The sequence below is a fragment of the Methanobrevibacter sp. genome (genome assembly GCF_017409525.1).
Lineage (GTDB): Archaea > Methanobacteriota > Methanobacteria > Methanobacteriales > Methanobacteriaceae > Methanocatella.
The window spans coordinates 13,423-28,028 of record NZ_JAFQSO010000011.1 but is presented as its reverse complement, the minus strand read 5'-3'; the positions used below and the strand labels follow the sequence as shown (position 1 = coordinate 28,028).

At 33.5% G+C, this 14,606-nt stretch carries 14 protein-coding genes; 7 read left to right on the top strand and 7 right to left on the bottom strand.

Annotation, left to right across the window (positions count from 1 at the left end):
* Positions 1-25: 25 nt before the first annotated feature.
* Together IJE64_RS05135 and IJE64_RS05130 are read right to left on the bottom strand one after the other, a co-directional pair.
* The gene (locus IJE64_RS05135) at positions 26-1,099 is read right to left on the bottom strand and encodes a rod shape-determining protein (protein ID WP_292782975.1); all 1,074 of its coding nucleotides are present in this window, start codon (positions 1,097-1,099) and stop codon (positions 26-28) included.
* Between the two features lie 2 nt (positions 1,100-1,101).
* Positions 1,102-1,740, bottom strand: coding sequence for a hypothetical protein (locus IJE64_RS05130; protein WP_292782972.1), 639 nt, complete (start codon positions 1,738-1,740; stop codon positions 1,102-1,104).
* A gap of 405 nt (positions 1,741-2,145) precedes the next feature.
* Between IJE64_RS05130 and IJE64_RS05125 the strand changes: the two genes are divergently transcribed.
* The 4 genes from IJE64_RS05125 to IJE64_RS05110 are packed head-to-tail and all read left to right on the top strand — an operon-like array spanning position 2,146 to position 5,204.
* On the top strand, positions 2,146-2,847 hold the full coding sequence (locus tag IJE64_RS05125) for an archaetidylserine synthase (protein ID WP_292782969.1): 702 nt from the start codon (positions 2,146-2,148) through the stop codon (positions 2,845-2,847).
* A gap of 52 nt (positions 2,848-2,899) precedes the next feature.
* Positions 2,900-4,069, top strand: a complete 1,170-nt coding sequence (locus IJE64_RS05120) for a DUF515 domain-containing protein (protein WP_292782966.1) — start codon at positions 2,900-2,902, stop codon at positions 4,067-4,069.
* A 38-nt stretch (positions 4,070-4,107) separates the two neighbouring features.
* On the top strand, positions 4,108-4,830 hold the full coding sequence (locus IJE64_RS05115) for a class E sortase (RefSeq protein ID WP_292782964.1): 723 nt from the start codon (positions 4,108-4,110) through the stop codon (positions 4,828-4,830).
* The gene (locus tag IJE64_RS05110; protein ID WP_292782961.1) at positions 4,830-5,204 is read left to right on the top strand and encodes a dihydroneopterin aldolase family protein; all 375 of its coding nucleotides are present in this window, start codon (positions 4,830-4,832) and stop codon (positions 5,202-5,204) included. Before IJE64_RS05115 ends, IJE64_RS05110 begins: the two co-directional genes overlap by 1 nt.
* Positions 5,205-5,207: 3 nt before the next feature.
* Here the strand turns inward: IJE64_RS05110 and mfnA are convergent, their stop codons facing one another.
* The 3 genes from mfnA to rplJ form a co-directional block, all read right to left on the bottom strand.
* Entirely contained in the window at positions 5,208-6,365 is a 1,158-nt protein-coding gene (gene mfnA, locus IJE64_RS05105; RefSeq protein ID WP_292782958.1) for a tyrosine decarboxylase MfnA, read from the bottom strand.
* A 59-nt stretch (positions 6,366-6,424) separates the two neighbouring features.
* Positions 6,425-8,701 carry a phosphoenolpyruvate synthase gene (ppsA, locus tag IJE64_RS05100; RefSeq protein WP_292782955.1) on the bottom strand — a complete coding sequence of 759 codons (2,277 nt, stop codon included), beginning with the start codon at positions 8,699-8,701 and terminating at the stop codon, positions 6,425-6,427.
* A gap of 187 nt (positions 8,702-8,888) precedes the next feature.
* Positions 8,889-9,371 (bottom strand): 50S ribosomal protein L16, encoded by a 483-nt coding sequence (gene rplJ / locus IJE64_RS05095; protein WP_292782952.1) that lies wholly within the window; start codon positions 9,369-9,371, stop codon positions 8,889-8,891.
* 236 nt (positions 9,372-9,607) lie between these two features.
* Here rplJ and IJE64_RS05090 point away from each other — a divergent pair, with 236 nt between their 5' ends.
* Positions 9,608-9,841: a KEOPS complex subunit Pcc1 gene (locus tag IJE64_RS05090; RefSeq protein WP_292782949.1), complete on the top strand. Its 234-nt coding sequence runs from the start codon at positions 9,608-9,610 to the stop codon at positions 9,839-9,841.
* A 69-nt stretch (positions 9,842-9,910) separates the two neighbouring features.
* On the top strand, positions 9,911-10,900 hold the full coding sequence (locus IJE64_RS05085; RefSeq protein ID WP_292782947.1) for an ATPase: 990 nt from the start codon (positions 9,911-9,913) through the stop codon (positions 10,898-10,900).
* On the opposite strand, the gene IJE64_RS05080 is transcribed toward IJE64_RS05085, so the two are convergent.
* Positions 10,897-11,979 carry a nucleotidyltransferase family protein gene (locus IJE64_RS05080; protein ID WP_292782945.1) on the bottom strand — a complete coding sequence of 361 codons (1,083 nt, stop codon included), beginning with the start codon at positions 11,977-11,979 and terminating at the stop codon, positions 10,897-10,899. The genes IJE64_RS05085 and IJE64_RS05080 overlap by 4 nt on opposite strands.
* Before the next feature lie 89 nt (positions 11,980-12,068).
* Here IJE64_RS05080 and IJE64_RS05075 point away from each other — a divergent pair, with 89 nt between their 5' ends.
* Entirely contained in the window at positions 12,069-13,328 is a 1,260-nt protein-coding gene (locus IJE64_RS05075; RefSeq protein WP_292782942.1) for a dihydroorotase family protein, read from the top strand.
* 40 nt (positions 13,329-13,368) lie between these two features.
* Here the strand turns inward: IJE64_RS05075 and IJE64_RS05070 are convergent, their stop codons facing one another.
* Positions 13,369-14,604, bottom strand: coding sequence for a 4Fe-4S binding protein (locus IJE64_RS05070; RefSeq protein WP_292782939.1), 1,236 nt, complete (start codon positions 14,602-14,604; stop codon positions 13,369-13,371).
* Positions 14,605-14,606 lie beyond the last annotated feature (2 nt).

Genomic DNA, 14,606 nt, shown 5'->3' with positions numbered 1-14,606 from the left:
AAAAGAGAAATAAATAAGAATTTATTTATTTCATTGCCCTAAGACGGACTTCTGGCTCTAATGCAAGAGGTTCTGCAGCTACAATAGCAGTTCCTTTTGCTACTACAGTCATTGGATCATCAGAAATTTCTATAGGAATTCCTATTTCATCGAAAACCCTTTCTTTTAAACCACGGAGTCTTGAACTTCCCCCAACTGCAACAGAATTATTGTAAACACCCATCATCAATTCTGGAGATAATCTTTCCAAAATCACATTTAAACCGTCTACAATCTTCTGCATGTAAGGTTCTACAGCATCAGCAACTAACATGGAGTCAATAACCACTTTTTTAGGCCTGTTTGTTTCTAAAGACTTACCAATAACTTCAACACTTAAGTTTTCAATTTGTTCACTGCAATGGACCATACCAACTTCAATTTTTGCAGATTCCGCATCATGAATACCGATTGCTACATCATATTTTTCGGCTACAAGCTCAACAATCCTATTATCAATATCGTCACCACCACATCTGACAGTTTCAATATCGTTAATGCCTCCAAGAGAAATTATTACAATATCAGTTGATCCTGCACCAATATCAACGACCATTGTACCGTTAGGTTCAGCAATAGGTAAACCGGCACCAATTGCAGCAGCCAAACCTTCACTAATGACCAATATATTTTGAGCTCCAGCTTTCCTACCAATTTCTTCAGCAGCATTCTTTTCTACTTCTGATGCATCACCAGGAATACCAATAACAATTCTTCCAACACTTTCCCCTTCATTAATACCAATCTGCATTGCTTTAATAAGTAAAGCTTGCGCTTGTACAACATTCTCAATAACACCTTTTTTCAATGGCCTTACAGCAAGAATGTCCTCAGGAGTTCTTCCAAGCATTCTTTTAGCTTCTTCTCCAACAGCTAAGACCTCTGACGGGTCATCTTTTTTCACAGCAACGACAGATGGGATTTGATATAAATCAAATTTGTCACCTGAAGGTTTTGCAATTACTGTATTTAAAGTTCCTAAATCAATTCCTAAACTATTGCTGATAACTCTTACATTATCAACTTGTGGTACTTCCTCGTCTTTTCCAAAAATATTCATGGTTAGTCCTCCGTTACAATGTCTTTAAAATCTATAACGAATATTCTATTAGATGTAGCTATGCTTTGAACCTTCTCAACATTTGCATCATCCTTAACCGATATGATGAGAGTTGTTAAAACAACTTCATTTGCATTGTAGAATGGTTTTAAAGCAGATTTGATGAAATTTGGTAATCTAACTTCATTATTTATATCGATATCAATGAAACTAGTAGTTTGAGATTTTTGAAGAATTTTAAATTGAATTTTTGATTTGATAATAGTGGATAAAGCTCGCCTAATCACATCATCCGGTCCAACAAACACCATCAAATTATTTTCATCGGATAAATAGTTACGAGGTATCCGAACATATGCTCCACCATATTTTTTAGCATCATTCTTGAAATCATTGATAATTATAGAATTACCATAAAGCATGATAAAATCAAATTTTTTATCCAATTTACCATCGTTTAATATTACGTGTTCTCGAAACAGAATTTTAATGTTTGCATTGGACAGTATAGCTTTATAAGCCATTTCATCCACCAACTCGACATTGCCTGCAATAACACACCAATTTTTTTCAACCTTAAAATCATTATTTGATGTAACCTTTGCAGCTTGCCTAAGTACACGTATATTATTTTCTATCATTTAACTACTCGCAATACATTAATATAATTATCATTTACTAAAAACAATGGCTTAAAATTCAGAAAAATTAAATCTAACACTTAAAATTAAAGAAATTTAAGTCATTTATTTAAAGTCTAACAATAAATATTTATTAAAAATATTATTATATATATTTTATCTTTCTTGAGTTAAATTATCAAAATTAGTTGAAAAATCACAAATTTTAAACCAAACTAAATAATAACATGGACAAATGAAAAAAATAGACAAGGCAATAAGTGAATATTAAAAAAATAAAAAAAATAATAACTTCCTAGAAAAATAACACTTATAAATAATTAGAAATAAATATAAATAAAAATAAGACAAAAACAAAGATAAAGTTAATAACATATGAAGTAAAAAGTATTACTGGAGTTGAACATGAAAATTGAAGATACAAATATTAAAAAATTTATAGCGATATCCGACATCATATCATTATTAAACATGAGCTGTGGATTTTTATCAATAGTAAATTCAATTAATAACAATTATGAATTATCCGCACTATTAATGATATTTGCAATCATGTTTGACTCAGTAGATGGTTGGGTAGCAAGAAAAGCCAACAGAGATGACTCATTAGGATTTGGAAAAAATATAGATTCCCTATCAGACGTTGTATCCTTTGGCGTTGCACCAGCAGTATTTGTATATTCAACTATTAACACCACCCCAACTATTGTCCAGGAGATTGGAATACTAGTTAGCTTATTCATTGTTATTTGCGGAGTTTTAAGATTAACAAGATATAATGTTATTGCCGATAAAATTAATACAAGAGATTTTATTGGATTCCCGATTCCAGGAATTGCATTCATCATTGCCACATTATATCTAAGCGGATTATACAACCCATATCTTGCATTAGTCTTAAGTGTTATCATTTCTTTAATAATGATCAGTACAATTATCTATCCTAAATTTGATAACATTCCAACACTAGTGATATCCTGCATATTAATCGTACTGTTAATCCTCCCAATAAAAATTGTTTTGTTTAATATTAATATACCAGCACTACTATTGTTATTATTCTGCTTATACTACCTAATAATTAATTTAATTAAAAACTACTTATAACACTCCAATTAAATTAACCATCTACTTTTAATAACCGTTAGGAGTAGAAACCATGAATAATAAAAAACCAAGAAATCCATTGTTTCCAAAAGGTTTTGAACAAACAAAAGATATAAAACAAAAATATCGTGACCAAAATCTGAAAAAACCAACGAAAAAAGACGAATTAAGTCCGTTGAAAAAACTAAATCGCAAAATTGGAGTTTATTTAAGTCCAAAAGCAACAAACATGACAGAAGATGAGCAGAAAAGGAAAATTGGACTAATTATAACAACATTGATTTTGATTACCTTGATAATCTCTGCATATTATTTTTTAATTTACCAGCCCCAACAAGAAGAGCTGGCCCTTGCAAAAACAACAAAACTAAACGAACTTCATGATTTATATTCCGGCCCTTTAGTAACATCCGGCAACGCATTAGTTTTAGAAAATAAAATTAACGACGCCAGAAGTTCACAGGAAGTGGAAAGCATAAACATCATCACACCCGCAACAAAAGACTGGAAATCGTATCACAAAAAATCCGTTGAATCAAATAAGGATGCATTCAATAGAACAATGCTCACCTATAAAAATGAAAGTAAAGATGTTCTAATGAACAGTGATGAAGCCATGAAAATTATTAATGAAAATGATGCTACCGTTTTATCAAAATTAAAATTTGAAAAACCGAATACCGTTACGGTACCTATACTTGTTTCTAGACTTCAAGCGGGAGCGGGGCTCATAAATGTTGGAAGTGTAGTGGATGTTTATCTAAACACAAATTATACGGAAGATGGCATTACCAACAACACAACAAGCCCTGAAATAAGTGGATGCACTGTTTTATCAATATTGAGATATGAAGAAAATGGAGAAATTGATTCACAATATTCAAAATCAAAGATTCATGTGAGAGGAAACACCACTTATCCTACTGAAAATACAAAAAGCTTTTCATCAAACGTGCTTGAGCTTCTAAAAGGGTCAATTATCAAAGGATATAATGAAAAACAAACAATCAAATTACTGAAGAATTACGGAGTCAAATTATCAAATTATGAACGTCAAATTAACTTAGGGGATTTAGATGCAGAATATATGATTTTACTTGAAACCCCTCGAGACAAAGTTAATTTCCTAATAAACAATATGGAAAATGTAATCCTGACAATACCAACTTCAAATGCTCCAAACTGGATGGTGAAGGAAATTAACAACACATATTCCAACTGAAAAAATTATTATATATAGCAATTAACAAAATTGATAATATGAAAAGGCCAACTATCTCAACAATAATTATAATCATATGTATAATTATTATAGGATTATATGCAATGGGCGAAGTTAATTATTTCTCCTCCAAAATTGCTGTAGAAAGGAATATTGAAGCGCCGACAATTGTAATCCCCTCAATAGGCGTTAACGAAAAAATAAACAATGAATCTTTATCTCAAGGAGTGTTATGCGAGCAATCATCATACCCCCCACTGGAAGGGGACGTGCTGCTCTTTGGACATAGAACACTTCAGGGATCGCCATTTTTAAGACTTAACGAATTATCTGCTGGAGATACATTGCTTCTCGAATGGCCAGGAGTTGGCGAGTTAAACTATACCGTTATAAATTCAACTGTAGTGCCCGCCACATACACTCTCAATGCCCAAGAAGGAGGAGATTACTTATATTTAATTACATGCGACCCAATAGGATCTACTGAAAATAGGTTAATTGTGCAAGGAGAATTAAGCGACACAAATCCCGTCAATACAGAAATCCTAGAGGACAATCCCCAAGAATCAAATGCCATAATAATAAGTGCGATATTTTTAATTGTAGGATTGGTTTTCAGTTACTTCTTCTCCAAGGAGCAAAGGTATTATATATTAGCCGCCGTGATAATCATATCAGCAATATTATTCTACTGCTGCATAAATCCAATACCGTCCGAGCTCATATATGACAAGATAAACTTTTTGAATGGAGGATTATAATGGATGTTGATAAAAAATATTTTTCAAATATAACAACAAGAGAAAGAGCCATATTTGAAGGAGCTATCAGCATGGGAGCATTATTCCACCAGTTTGTTGGAACTCCCGTGAATAAAAATACGAAAAATAGCTTAGAGACAAGTATGGAAGAATCCTTAAAATTACAGCCCGCTATTGAAGATGTGAAAGTGAATATTCGATTTGACAAACTTGAAGAATCAATGACTGAATTCGAATACACTTCCCTTACTGGCGATATGCTGGACGTTAAAATTTACACAAAAGTGGATGACATCACAGCAATAATAAGAATTGAGTTTATTGAAGAACTCAATTATCCTTTAATGTATGTTGAAGACATTTCAGAAGATTAAAAGTTAATATATTTCTTTTAAATCTTCTAATAATTCTTTAATATGATTGATTTTAATATGATTCATTAAAACTACCCTAATGGATTTAGGGCATTTAGCAACAGAAACTTTCCAACCTAATTTTTCTAATTTTTCAGCAAGAACATTGGTTTCCATATCAGGATGGTTAAAAGCGATGATATTCAATTCGGGTTTGCAAACTACCTCATACCCGATTTCAATTAAGCCGTCGTAGAAATAGTTAGTGTTCTCCATTAAACTTTCAGCCAACTCACAGTATCCCTTTTTACCAAAATATTTCATTATTGCATAAGTAGCTGCAGAAGATGCGCCCAAACGGGTTCCCACAATAGTGGATTGAGTTTTAACTGTGAGATACGGAGAATCAACAGCCATGACTTCCAGATATTCCTCTTTTCTAAAAATTATTCCTCCAGCAGGAATTGGCGCCAATCCCATTTTATGAGGATCGACAGTTATAGAACAAACGCCCTCTAATGAAAAATCGAAAATAGGCAAATCGTAACCTTTTTTTCTTAAGAAAGGAATGGAAAATCCTCCAAATGCAGCATCTACATGGAAATATATATTGTTGTCAAAAGCTATCTTTGAAATCTCTTCAATAGGATCAATTAAACCCAATTCAGTGGTGCCTGCAATAGCCACAATTGCTACAGTCTTATCAGAAATAACATTTTTCAGTTCATCAACATCAATTTTATAATTATCATCCAGTTTAGCCTCAACAATTTTCAAATTCAGCATGTCTGCAGCTTTTTTAAATGAAAAATGAGCTGATTCCGGAATGATTATTTCCCCATCAACAATTCCCTTGTATTTTCTTGCATGATTCCTGGCGGCGCGAATGGCCATAATATTGGCTTCAGTACCTCCAGTCACAATATTTCCATAAGCAACATCTAAAGACAATAATTCACCAATAGATTTAATGACTTCCTCTTCAATATGTTTTGTTCCTTTAAATAGGCCAGGATCACCCAAATTTGTATCAAGAAATTTGCAATAAACTTCCTTTGCGAATGGATGCGCTTCAGTGCACATTGACCCTAAAATCCTACCATCAGAATAATCATAATCCAAATTATGAAGTTCAGATAATTCTTTTAATATGTCTTCTTTATCTACTGGTTCATCTTGCATAAAACAACCTAACTAACTAATCATTGATAAAAATAAAAATAAAAAAAAGAATAAAAAGATTATTCTAAACGTTTACGAGCAGCGTCAAGAATAATTTTTTGTTCAGCTCTAGCGACAGTTTTTCTCACATCAGCGATAGCATCGGTGTTTGATGATACGCTTGTAATTCCAAATCCAACAAGTTTTTCAACAATGTGAGGCACACTACCTGCTTGACCACAAATACTACATTTAACACCGGCTTCAGCACATTTTCTGATTGTTCTTTCAATCAGTTTCATTACTGCAGGGTGTTCTTCAGAATAGTGTTTTGCTACAAACTCATTGTTTCTGTCAACTGCAAGGGTGTACTGAGTTAAATCGTTAGTTCCCAAACTTACGAAGTCGAGTCCTATTTTGATATACTCATCAATCATGATTGCGGCTGCTGGAATTTCTACCATCATACCAAACTCAACATCCTTGTGAGGTTCAAATCCAATTTCAGAACAGAGCGCTTTTGCTTTTTTAAGCTCTTCAGGATTTTGTGATAATGGTATCATAATACCAATGTTGGTGTATCCTTTTTCATGCAATTTTTTAATAGCTTTGAATTCGCATTTAAGGATTTCAGGTTGGTCGAGTTCTCTTCTAATTCCTCTCCAACCAAGCATTGGATTATGTTCTCTAGGCTCGTTTTCTCCACCTTCCAATGTGATAAACTCATCAGTAGGAGCATCCAATGTCCTATACCATACTGGTTTTGGATAGAATGCATCTGCCACAATCATAACATTGTCGGCAATTGTATCTATTAATTCATCTTCATTTCCATCAGCAATGAATTTGCCTGGGTGAATACCAGATGTTAACATTAAATGCTCGGTTCTGAGCAAACCTACCCCGTCTGCACCGGTAGCGGCTGCTTTTTCAGCTGCTTCAGGCATACTTACATTGGCTTTTACTTCAGTGACTGTGATAATTGGTGCTTCTCCTACAGTTACGGTTGCTACTTCTTCAGATTTGGTTTCTGAAATTCCTTCAAATACCAATCCTTTTTTACCATCCAAAGTAACACCTGTGTTTTCTTTTAAAGTAGTGGTAGCATCGCCAGTTCCAACAACACATGGAATTCCGAGTTCACGGGAAATGATGGATGCATGGCAAGTTACACCGCCCTCATCAGTTACAATACCGCTTGCTCTTCTCATGGCCGGAACCATATCAGGAGTGGTCATGGTTGTTACCATAATGTCGCCGTCTTCAATTTTATCCAATTCATCGATGTCTAAAACAATTTTAACTACACCGGATGCCATACCAGGGCTTGCTCCAAGACCTCTAACAAGAACATCACCTACATCTTCTGAAGCATCGTCATTTTGGTCTTCATCCACATCGCCTAAAGTGGTAATAGGTCTTGCCTGCAATAAGAACAGGTCTCCCTTTTCAAATGCCCATTCAGTGTCCATCGGTTCACCATAATGAGCTTGAACTCTTTTACCCATCTCAGTTAATTCGATGAGCTCTTCATCGGATAAGACCCTTTCATTTCTCTTGTCTTCCGGAACATCCACTTTAATACTGGTTCCATTTTCATCATTAGTGTACATTACCTTTTTATCACTAATTGTAACATTGATGATTTCATTGTCTTTTTTATCAACCTGATAGTTATCAGGAGTAACATCTCCAGATACAACAGCTTCTCCAAGGCCCCATGACCCTTCGATTAAAGCTATTTCTTCACCGGTTGATGGATTTACAGTAAACATTACACCTGCTTTATCTGCATTAGCCATTTTTTGAACAACGACGGCAATGTATACTTTTGAGTGCTCAAAGTTATTTTCTTCCCTGTAAAAGATAGCTCTTGCTTCAAACAAGGAAGCCCAACATTTTCTGATATACTCAATTACTTCATCATTTCCGGAAACGTGTAAAAAAGTATCCTGTTGACCTGCAAAAGAAGCTTCAGGCAAGTCTTCTGCAGTAGCTGAAGAACGAATAGCTACATCAGTATCATCTTCACCAACTCTTTGACAAAGTTGATTATAAGCTTCGGTAATGAACAAAATCATGTCTTCAGGAATAGGACTTTCATTAATAATGGATTTGATCTCTTCAGAAGCAGCTTGAAGAGCTTTTGTGTCATTAATGTCAATTTTATCAAGAATATCCATAACTTTATCATTAATTCCTGCATCTTCCATGAATTTTTCATAAGTTTCTGCAGTTACTACAAAACCTGGTGGTACTGGAATACCCGCTTGAGTTAATTCACCCAAATTAGCACCTTTTCCACCTGCAATTCCAATATCGGATTTATTTAAATCCTCAAATTTTACAACATACATGAAATATAACCTCTTGGATTAAAATATAACTAAATTGACAATAGTTTAGATAGAAAAAACAACGTCAATACTATGTATTATTTTTTAATTTTAAAGTTTAAATATTTAATTATAAAATTAGAAAATTGGTAAAAAAAATGTTATAATAAAAATAAAAAAAAGTAGAAAAAGAAATTAATTAAAAAACTTATTTAATTAATTCTGCGCCTTTATCAACAACGACTTTGCATGGAACCGGCAATTTCATGCCTGCTCTTTTTAATGCAACTTTAGCTTGTTCAAAGTTCTTTTCTTGACAATCAATAGTGATGATTCTTTGATCTTTTTTCACAATAGCTTCAACACTTATTGGTTTTCCAAATGCATTTCTCATACCACTTTGTACCCTATCCGCACCTGCACCGGTTGCCATTGGGTTTTCTCTTACGATTTGGTGAGGGTATACTCTTAATTTTAAGTGGTATCCCATTCTACCAGCAGCCCTTTGCATTAATCTGTTAGAAGCGATCCTTGCAGCTTCTAAAGAGTTGTGTCTGATTTGAGCTGGTTTTTTAACAGCTAAACTTAAAGACACTGGAAATTCGTCAGTTAAGTTACCCATATCATATTGAACAATTCTTGAATTTGGGGTTTTTCTAATGTAATCTCTTCTTGTATAAGCACGAACCATTATTATTCCTCCGAAATAAAAATAACATGATAAACATGTCTAATTAAAAAATAGCTATATAATAAGTAAATTCCAACAATAGCTATATAAAAATCATATATCAGTAATATATAGAATACTTAAATATATTAATTAAGTTATTAATAAAGGTTACCATATTTTCCAGAAATATGATAGATAGAATTATTTTAGAAAACAAATATAATAATATTTATTATTGAAAAGAATGTGAAAAAATGAAAATAGCCGGCAAATTAACACTGAATTATAAAAATAAAGAATCTGCTTTATTGGTATATAATTCATTAGAAATTGATAATGAAAATTATCTTGAAAGTGAAATTAACGACAAAACCATTAATTATGAAATAAATAGCAAAAGCCTAGGAAGTTTTCTCGCAACTGTTGATGATTTGATTGCATCGGAAATAGTAGCTGAAAAAATCCTTGAAAAAACAAATAAACAATGAAAAGCTTTATATAAATAAAAATAATAAATATATACATTAATATAATTTATTCGTTAGAGTGTGTAATTTATGGAATGTCATTATCATCCTGAAAGAGAAGCTGCAGATACATGTGCAATCTGTGGGAAATCAATTTGTAAAGAATGCGGTTTAGAAATTGCTGGAAAAGTTTACTGTAAAGACTGTCTAGAGAAAATTGTTGGTCTTGGACTAGATAACAATACCCAACAAAATGCTCCTCAAGCAGAACCAGAACCTGTTGTCCAACAGCCTGTTGAAGAAAGCGTTTACCAGCCACAGGAAGAGTATGAAATACCATATGCTGCTGAGGAACCTGTTCAGGAACATAAAGCGATTAATGATGACTCCCCATATAACATAAAGGATACCATCGAATACAGCGGAGGACTAGAATCATCCTACTTAAGCGAAGATGAAAGCATTTATCAAAGCCAACCTGAAGTTACACAAAACGAATACGAATTCCATCCTCAAGAAGAAATCACACCACAGGTTTCAAAAGAACCTGAATTCATCTATCCGGATCACAGTTATGAACCTGAACCAACAACTGCCAGGCAGGAACTTGAGGACAAATATGAGAAATACTTAGATGACTTGTATTTCGATGAAAAAGAAGAGGTTCCATTAGGTGAACAATTAGCCAAAGATGAAGCCGAGTATGGTTCATTAACAAGGGAAGAATATGTGCCTAAACCTGCTCAAAGAGCTCCTGAAAAACCAATTCCAAGAAATGAAACTCCAGAAGAAATGGAAGCTAGAATCAGAGCTGAAATTGAAAGAGAGCATGGGCTCAGAGCAGAGGTTGAAAAGGATAAAAAAGAAAGCATTCACAACATTAATTACAAAGAAGAAAAAGAGCCTATGGGCATTGTCGATGTAGTGTTAACAATAATACTCATCATCGTGATTTTAATTGTAATATATTACATCCTTTACTTGTTCATCTTAAGTTCAAGCTACCCAACATTTTTGGATTCAATATATGCACTTAAAAATCCACAGAATGTCATTAATAATTTATTGGCATCCCGCTAAAATAATGAAATATTTTCATTATTTATCTTTTTTTTAAATTTTTCCAAACATTCTTCATTTTTATATCCTAAAATTCTAATCACTGTAGGATACTTATCGATATATTGGGAAATTACCTCTTTAGGTATCGGATTTTCCAAAATGCTTAAAACCCTTTGGCGGAAATGTGATGAAAATCCTTGAAGAATAGCATTTTGCAACTCATCAATATCCTCAAAAGGCCTATTATCAACAATATTTTTAGCTAATTTATCATTGAATAGATTTAAACTTGACAGTTCATCAAGACTATAATTATTTGCAGTGTCCAAAATCTTTTCAACATCGCGAATGCCATAGATAATCGAATCATTATCGATTTCACGCTTTAAAACTTCAATTGTCTTTGAAGGCATCATGCCCACTACATCATTCAAATTGTCTTCCAATATGCTTTCGCGAATAAGAGTACCGCTTACGCCATTGATGCGCTCGACAAAAATAAACTTATCTGTATAATCAAAACCGATTTTGCTTAAGGAATTCGAAAAAGAAGTAATGACATAATTGTCTTCCTCCAATTTGCCTTTCAATAAAATTTCATTTGTTGTTTTATCTACAATTTTATAGGGTTTTGAAACAACTCGATGCCCCATGTTAATCCTTTTTAGAATCTTATCCATGCCTTCAACAGGCTTATACCCTCTAGGAATATAATCGGCATTTAATGCCTGAAACATCTTACAAAGACATAATGAATATTGGCCTGACCCCATAATCCCCATAGGAGGACCTTCAACCACAATATCGGCACCGACAGAAATTGCAATTTCTGCCCTAACTTCCCTTGGCAATATATATGGTATGCCTCTACCACTTCTCTCAAATAACCCTGGTACAACAGCTACAAATAACGAGTTAGGAAACATATATTTTGTAGCGTTCATGCAATGAAAATGACCGTTATGTAAAGGATTATACTCTGTAAAATCTGCCAATAAAATAGCATCAGAAGTAGTGTCAGAAATTTTACTATCGCTATGCAGATCATTTAAAAATAATTCCATATCCCTCTTGAGAATATTTGAAACTTGAGACATGAATTATAATATAAATCTTAAATTAAAAAAAGATTATGTTTTAAAGTGATGAATAATATATTATAAACTATAAAAATTGGGGATTAACAATGGATTTAGTAATAAAAAATTGTAAGCTTGTAGATGCTATCGGAGAACATCACATTAAAATCGAAAACGGGAAAATAACAGAAATTTCAAAAAATCCCATTAAAGCAGATGAATATATTGACATAAGGAATAATTATATATTGCCGGGTTTAATTGATCCTCATGTTCATTTCAGAGATCCTGGCCTGACACAAAAAGAAGATTTTAAAACAGGAAGTTTAAGTGCTGCAAATGGAGGTTTCACAACTGTTATAGACATGCCAAACACCATCCCGAAAACCAATACCTACAATGCTCTTAAAGAAAAAATCAAAATAGCCAAGGACAAATCTGTTGTTAATTTCGAACTCCAAGCGGGGCATAACACTCTTGAAGAAATGGAAAGAATCATCAAATTAAATCCAGTGTCCTTTAAGATTTTTATGGATTTGGAAAGCGATGAAAGTCTAGAAAGAATATTTGCCGATTTAGGAAAATTGAAAGAAACAACTGAATATAACGGGCTTGTTTCAGTGCATTGTGAAAAGCAATCTATAGTGAAAGAGGAAACAGCAAAATTAAAACAAAAGGAAAAGAATACTGCAATAGACTACAGTTATGCAAGACCTGCAGAATCTGAAGACGAATCTGTAGAACAGGCCATCAAACTTGCAGGAAAAAATAATTTGAAACTGCACATATGCCATTTAAGTTCATCCAAATCATTGAATCTTGCAAAAGATGCAAGTAAAACACAGGAAGTAAGCTGGGAATTTACACCACATCATTTATTGCTTGACAATTCCGCATTCAATGTATATGATACGTTAATAAAAACAAATCCACCATTAAGAGAAAAACAAGACAGCATTAGCATTAACGATTTAGATTCCAGTTCAATAATTGGAACTGACCATGCTCCCCACACCATGGAAGATAAATCAAAAGGTGTTTGGAGTTCATCACCTGGAATCCCAAATTTGGAAACAGTAATACCTCTGCTTTTAACTGAAGTCAATAGAGGAAATATAGATTTGAAGATCATTCCAAAAATTTTATCTGAAAATGCCGCAAAAGTATATGGGCTTAAGAATAAAGGAAAGATAGCCATTGGATATGATGCTGATTTTACAGTAATTGACTTAAAGCAAGAAGGAAAATTCAATATTGAAGAATTTAAAACAAAAGCAGAATATTCTCCATTTGACGGTTGGAGTTACATTGGAATGCCTGTAATGACAATCGTTAAAGGAAAAACAGTAATGAATAAATTGAACTAGTTTTTTAAAAAAAGAAAAAAATAAAGGTGTGTTATCACACCTATTTATAACATAATGCGTCTTCTGGACATGCTTCAAGACATTGACCACATAAAGTACAGAATCCTGCAATTGGTAATTTAGGATTTTCTGTTTTGTGAATCATGTCATAAGGACATGCTTCGATACAGTCACCACATTGGTCACATTTAGATGGGTTGAAAGCAATTCTGTCTCTAATGACAGGTTCACCATCAATAGTTAATTCGTATTGATCAACTTTTAATGCATCGTTAGAACATACTGAAGCACATGCTCCACATCTAATACAACTTGTGAATGATGGTTCCGCATCAGTTTCTACTAAAGCAGGGCAGGACATACCAGTTTTGGTAACTACACGAATAGCTTCAGTAGGACATTTGTTAGCACATGCACCAATGAAGTCACATTTTTCTACATCTCTTCCAATACCTTCTGCATCTACAGGAGCACCTTCACCCCATTCGACTTCAATGTCTAATGCATCAACAGGACACATTTTTACACATAAGCCACATGCAGCACAGACACTAGGAATAGCAACAGTTAAACTAGCACTGTTTGCAGAAATAAAGTCACCAGGACATGCTTCTACACAAGTGTTACAACCAATACATTTTGCTGAATCGAAAGTAAATGATTTGATTTCTTTAGAACGTTTAACAGGTACTTTTTCTGAAATGAATATTTCATTCCAAGGACAAGTTTGAGAACATAAACCGCATCTAATACAATCATCATTTACAGTAATTGGGCTTCCAACTTCTTCAAGAGTGATAGCGCCTACAGGACATGGTTCAACACAGGATCCACATCCGACACAATCCTTGATGTAAACAGGACCTTTTCCTTTAAGGTCAAGTTCATATTCAGCAGGTTCTTTAAAGCCAGGAACTCCAATTACGTCAACTGGGCAAATGTCAACACATTTTTGACACATTACACAGAATCCTTCAACTTCTTTTAATTTAGCGCCAGTAACATTAATAGTTTCTTGTGGACATACTTCAGCACATTTTCCACATGAGTCACATTTAATAGAGTTGAATACTAATCTTATTTGAGTGATACCTTCTGCGATTTCGTATTCTTCTGCTTTTAATGCGCCTTGAGGACAAACATCTGCACACTTAGGTTCTTCTCCACAAAGATCACAGTTAATAATAGCGTCAGGTTTTACCTCAATAGCTGATGTAGGGCAAGTACCTTCACAAGCACCACATTTTATACAGCCATCTTCATTAAATACTATCATTT

Coding starts and splice junctions, on each gene's coding strand:
- IJE64_RS05135 (WP_292782975.1), bottom strand. CDS start 1,099: ATGAATATTTTTGGAAAAGACGAGGAAGTACCACAAGTTGATAATGTA.
- IJE64_RS05130 (WP_292782972.1), bottom strand. CDS start 1,740: ATGATAGAAAATAATATACGTGTACTTAGGCAAGCTGCAAAGGTTACA.
- IJE64_RS05125 (WP_292782969.1), top strand. CDS start 2,146: ATGAAAATTGAAGATACAAATATTAAAAAATTTATAGCGATATCCGAC.
- IJE64_RS05120 (WP_292782966.1), top strand. CDS start 2,900: ATGAATAATAAAAAACCAAGAAATCCATTGTTTCCAAAAGGTTTTGAA.
- IJE64_RS05115 (WP_292782964.1), top strand. CDS start 4,108: ATGAAAAGGCCAACTATCTCAACAATAATTATAATCATATGTATAATT.
- IJE64_RS05110 (WP_292782961.1), top strand. CDS start 4,830: ATGGATGTTGATAAAAAATATTTTTCAAATATAACAACAAGAGAAAGA.
- mfnA (WP_292782958.1), bottom strand. CDS start 6,365: ATGCAAGATGAACCAGTAGATAAAGAAGACATATTAAAAGAATTATCT.
- ppsA (WP_292782955.1), bottom strand. CDS start 8,701: ATGTATGTTGTAAAATTTGAGGATTTAAATAAATCCGATATTGGAATT.
- rplJ (WP_292782952.1), bottom strand. CDS start 9,371: ATGGTTCGTGCTTATACAAGAAGAGATTACATTAGAAAAACCCCAAAT.
- IJE64_RS05090 (WP_292782949.1), top strand. CDS start 9,608: ATGAAAATAGCCGGCAAATTAACACTGAATTATAAAAATAAAGAATCT.
- IJE64_RS05085 (WP_292782947.1), top strand. CDS start 9,911: ATGGAATGTCATTATCATCCTGAAAGAGAAGCTGCAGATACATGTGCA.
- IJE64_RS05080 (WP_292782945.1), bottom strand. CDS start 11,979: ATGTCTCAAGTTTCAAATATTCTCAAGAGGGATATGGAATTATTTTTA.
- IJE64_RS05075 (WP_292782942.1), top strand. CDS start 12,069: ATGGATTTAGTAATAAAAAATTGTAAGCTTGTAGATGCTATCGGAGAA.
- IJE64_RS05070 (WP_292782939.1), bottom strand. CDS start 14,604: ATGATAGTATTTAATGAAGATGGCTGTATAAAATGTGGTGCTTGTGAA.